This window comes from Wolbachia endosymbiont of Drosophila barbarae, assembly GCF_044752445.1.
Classification (GTDB): Bacteria; Pseudomonadota; Alphaproteobacteria; order Rickettsiales; family Anaplasmataceae; genus Wolbachia; species Wolbachia pipientis.
Window position 1 is genome coordinate 1 of the sequence record NZ_JBIXJM010000200.1, and the last position, 3624, is coordinate 3624.

Genomic DNA, 3624 nt, shown 5'->3' on the forward strand with positions numbered 1-3624 from the left:
TCAACCTCCAAACGCCCACATGAAGACAACAGAAGGGACATCACCTCATACGACGACAAGGACGAGGCAGCTATGTCGACCAGCTCGGTCGAAGAATTGGAATATAGTAACAAAAAATCAAACGTCAATATACTCCCAAAGAATATTAGCAAAAGAACAATAAAGAGATTGACGAGAAAAATGAAGCGGACGCTTTATCTCAGGAAATAAATAAGCAAGTTTTAAGTAATACCCACTTATTTGAACCAAAAGAAGATAGTATTGACCATGAGGACAACGATAAAAAGTCTTTTAAAGTCAACAAAGATATATATTCTAAGCATTCTAAACTGGTAATTGCACAGGCAATAGATGAAAAAACTGAACAACCCCCTGTATTTAAGCAAAGGTTTGGTATAAGAGGTAGAAAGTCAAAGTTTACTAAGGGTAAAAATATATCAAGAGAAGTTATTATACCAGACAAAATAACTATCAGGGAGTTATCTATTCGCATGGCAGAAGATAGCAAGAGTGTGCTAAAAATGTTCAAAGAAGAAGTCGGTGAGAGTTATAGAGTAGATGATCTGGTGGATCCAGATATAGCATGTGAAATAGTGGAAAAATTTAATCATACGGCTAAACGAGTGAGCGATACCAACAGAGAAAAAGATTTATTTTTTATAGAAGGCAGAGAAAGCCTGCCTAAAAAACCTAAACCACCAATCGTCACTTTTATGGGACACGTCGATCATGGTAAAACCTCATTGCTCGATGCATTTCGTGAATCTAATGTTGCAGAAAGAGAGTCAGGTGGCATAACTCAACACATAGGTGCTTATCAAATAACGACAAAAGATAAGCAAAAAATTACCTTTATTGATACACCAGGACATGAAGCGTTCACTGCGATGCGTGCACGTGGTGCCAATATTACTAATATAGTTGTAATAGTAGTTGCAGCTGACGATGGAATCATGAAACAAACAGTTGAAGCAATAAATCATGCAAAAGCAGCAAATGTTCCCATTATAGTTGCTATTAATAAAATTGATAAATCTGAGCCTGGTGATGTAGAAAAAATAATTAATAGTTTGCCTCAATATGATCTCATCCCTGAAGGGCTTGGTGGTGATGTTATGATTGTGCCAGTATCAGCAAAAAAGAAAACTAATTTAGATAAACTAGAAGAGACGATTTTGTTAATCGCTGAATTAATGAAGCTAGAAGCAATAGAAGATTGTCGAGCACTTGGATGGGTAATAGAATCCAAAATAGATAAAGCGAAAGGAATATCAGCTACATTGATAGTTGAGGAAGGAACGTTAAAGGTTGGTGATATATTGGTAGTTGGTACAACATACAGTAAAGTACGTAGTATGGTTAATCACCTTGGTCAAAGAGAAAAAGCAGCACTACCCTCTGCTCCAATTGAAATTACTGGTCTAAATGGTGTACCAAATGCTGGAGATAAATTTGTTGTTGTAAATTCTGAAAAGCAGGCACGTGAAATTATTGAACATAGGTTAGAGTTAATCAAGAAAAAAGAAGAAAATTTAGATGAGGATGATTTAGATATATTCAGCCGTAATAACAGTAAAATAGAAGAACTATCTGTAGTTTTAAAGTGCGATGTAACTGGTTCTATTGAAGCAATATCAAGTTCAATTGATAAACTCGGTAAAGATCAAGTGAAATTAAATATCCTACACAAAGCAGTAGGAGGGATAACAGATTCAGATGTGCTGCTTGCAGAAGCATCAAGTGCAGTAATTTTAGCTTTTAATGTAAAAGTGGACTCAAAAATAAGGGACTTGGCAAAACAAAAAGGTATAGAAATACATACTTATACCATAATATACGAGCTCATTGACGACATGAGAATGTATTTAACTAAAATGTTAAAGCCTGTTACACGAGAGGTTCGTGTTGGCTTTGCATCTGTGAGGCAAATATTTAACGTATCTAAAGCTGGTAATATCATTGGATGTTACGTAAGTGATGGAGTCATAAGAAAAGATTCTTTAATTAAGGTAATGCGTGGTGGCAAATTGGTGCATGAAGGAAAGTTAAAAGCACTACGTAGATTTAAAGATGATGTTAAAGAAGTAGGTGTAAACTTTGAATGCGGAGTATCACTAGAGGGTAATGTCGATATTAAAGTTGGAGATATTTTGGAAGCTTATCAATTAGTGCAAGAAGAAAGGGTGTTATAGTAGCTGGATATGAAAAAGGAAATTAGAAACCTAAAGATAGCATCGGTATTGCATAGAGCAATATCAAGAGTTCTAATGGAAGGTAAGGTGTTCAATAAAAATGTAGCGGTATCTGACGTAAAATTAAGTAAAGATTTGAAAAAAGCAGATGTATATATTGTGTTATCTTCATTGAATATTCAAGTAGCTGACTACTTAGATCCAGAAAAAAGACGCACTGGAGATCCTTCTGAGAATAATTGTGATATTAATACTGTTGTTAATGAAATGAACCAATCTGCATGGTCAATACGTAAATCTATATTGTGTTATGTTGATTTGCGATTTATACCTGAACTAGTTTTCAAGCCTGACTTAGCGTTCGATAATTTTGTTAATGTAAGCAAAATATTACATAATCACACTTAATTAATGCATTTCAATCGTTACTTTTCATTAATGAGGTTGCACAGTTTAACAGGTTTGTGGCTTGTGCTATTTCCCAGTTTGAGCGGTATTCTTTTAGCCTCAACTTCTCTATCGTATCAGGCTCTTTTTCTCCTTGTTTTGTTTACTATAGGTGCATTTTTAATGAGACCTGCAGGGTGCATAATCAATGACATTTTCGATAGAAAAATAGATGCGCACGTTGAACGAACAAAATATAGGCCACTTGCAAGTGGTGCATTAAACATAAAGCAGGCTTTGGCTTTACTTTCACTGTTACTGTCTATTGCCCTGGTAATCTTATTATTAACTAATAAAACTACACTTATACTTGGAATAATCTCAATGTGTATGATAGCTACTTACCCTTTATTAAAGCGGTATGTTTGGTGGCCACAATTGTTCTTAGGGTTTACCTTCAATATGGGATCGCTCATGGGCTCAGCAGCAATAACAAACCAGATCAGTATAGAATCCTTGCTGTTTTATATAGGATGCGTCTTTTGGACACTTAGCTATGACACCATATACGCCCATCAAGATAAAAAAGATGATGAAAAACTCGGGATGAAATCTACCGCATTATATTTTGGTGATACAACAAAATCTTGGTTGAAAAGATTTTATTTAATATCTCTTATGACGTGGCTATATGCTGGTATCTTATCATCATTAAATAACATCTTTTATATTGCTCTATTTGCCGTAGGGTTCATATTTCACCGCCAACACAAAAATTTCAATCCTGACGATCCCAGTCAATGCATGTCCATATTTAAAAATAACTCCTACGTAGGGTTGCTGCTCTTTTTCGGCATTCTTTTAGATAGAATTATCACCTAGGTCTCAAGAGTTTCGGCTCTAATGAAATCAATAGACTCAGGTAGCCCGCAGAAACAAAAAAACTTGCTTGACAAACTCCGCCAGCCCTCTTATCATGAAACTGAAGCTATTGTATTTGCTTTCGCCAATCTGCAGATTAAAAGGTAAGGATTACTTAATGTAT

General features: G+C 35.2%; 2 protein-coding genes and 1 pseudogene. All 3 read left to right on the forward strand.

Annotated features, from left to right (window positions below; genetic code table 11):
* Window positions 1-164: 164 nt before the first annotated feature.
* Window positions 165-2192: pseudogene (gene infB, locus ACIPNH_RS04435) on the forward strand (translation initiation factor IF-2); the annotation flags it as partial.
* Window positions 2193-2201: 9 nt separating this feature from the next.
* The gene (locus ACIPNH_RS04440) at window positions 2202-2600 is read left to right on the forward strand and encodes a ribosome-binding factor A (RefSeq protein WP_006279769.1); all 399 of its coding nucleotides are present in this window, start codon (window positions 2202-2204) and stop codon (window positions 2598-2600) included.
* A 3-nt stretch (window positions 2601-2603) separates the two neighbouring features.
* The gene (ubiA, locus tag ACIPNH_RS04445) at window positions 2604-3461 is read left to right on the forward strand and encodes a 4-hydroxybenzoate octaprenyltransferase (protein WP_264723776.1); all 858 of its coding nucleotides are present in this window, start codon (window positions 2604-2606) and stop codon (window positions 3459-3461) included.
* Window positions 3462-3624: the final 163 nt, after the last annotated feature.

Bases quoted from the DNA above. Each gene is read 5' to 3' on its own strand.
- ACIPNH_RS04440 (WP_006279769.1), top strand. From the start codon at position 2,202: ATGAAAAAGGAAATTAGAAACCTAAAGATAGCATCGGTATTGCATAGA.
- ubiA (WP_264723776.1), top strand. From the start codon at position 2,604: ATGCATTTCAATCGTTACTTTTCATTAATGAGGTTGCACAGTTTAACA.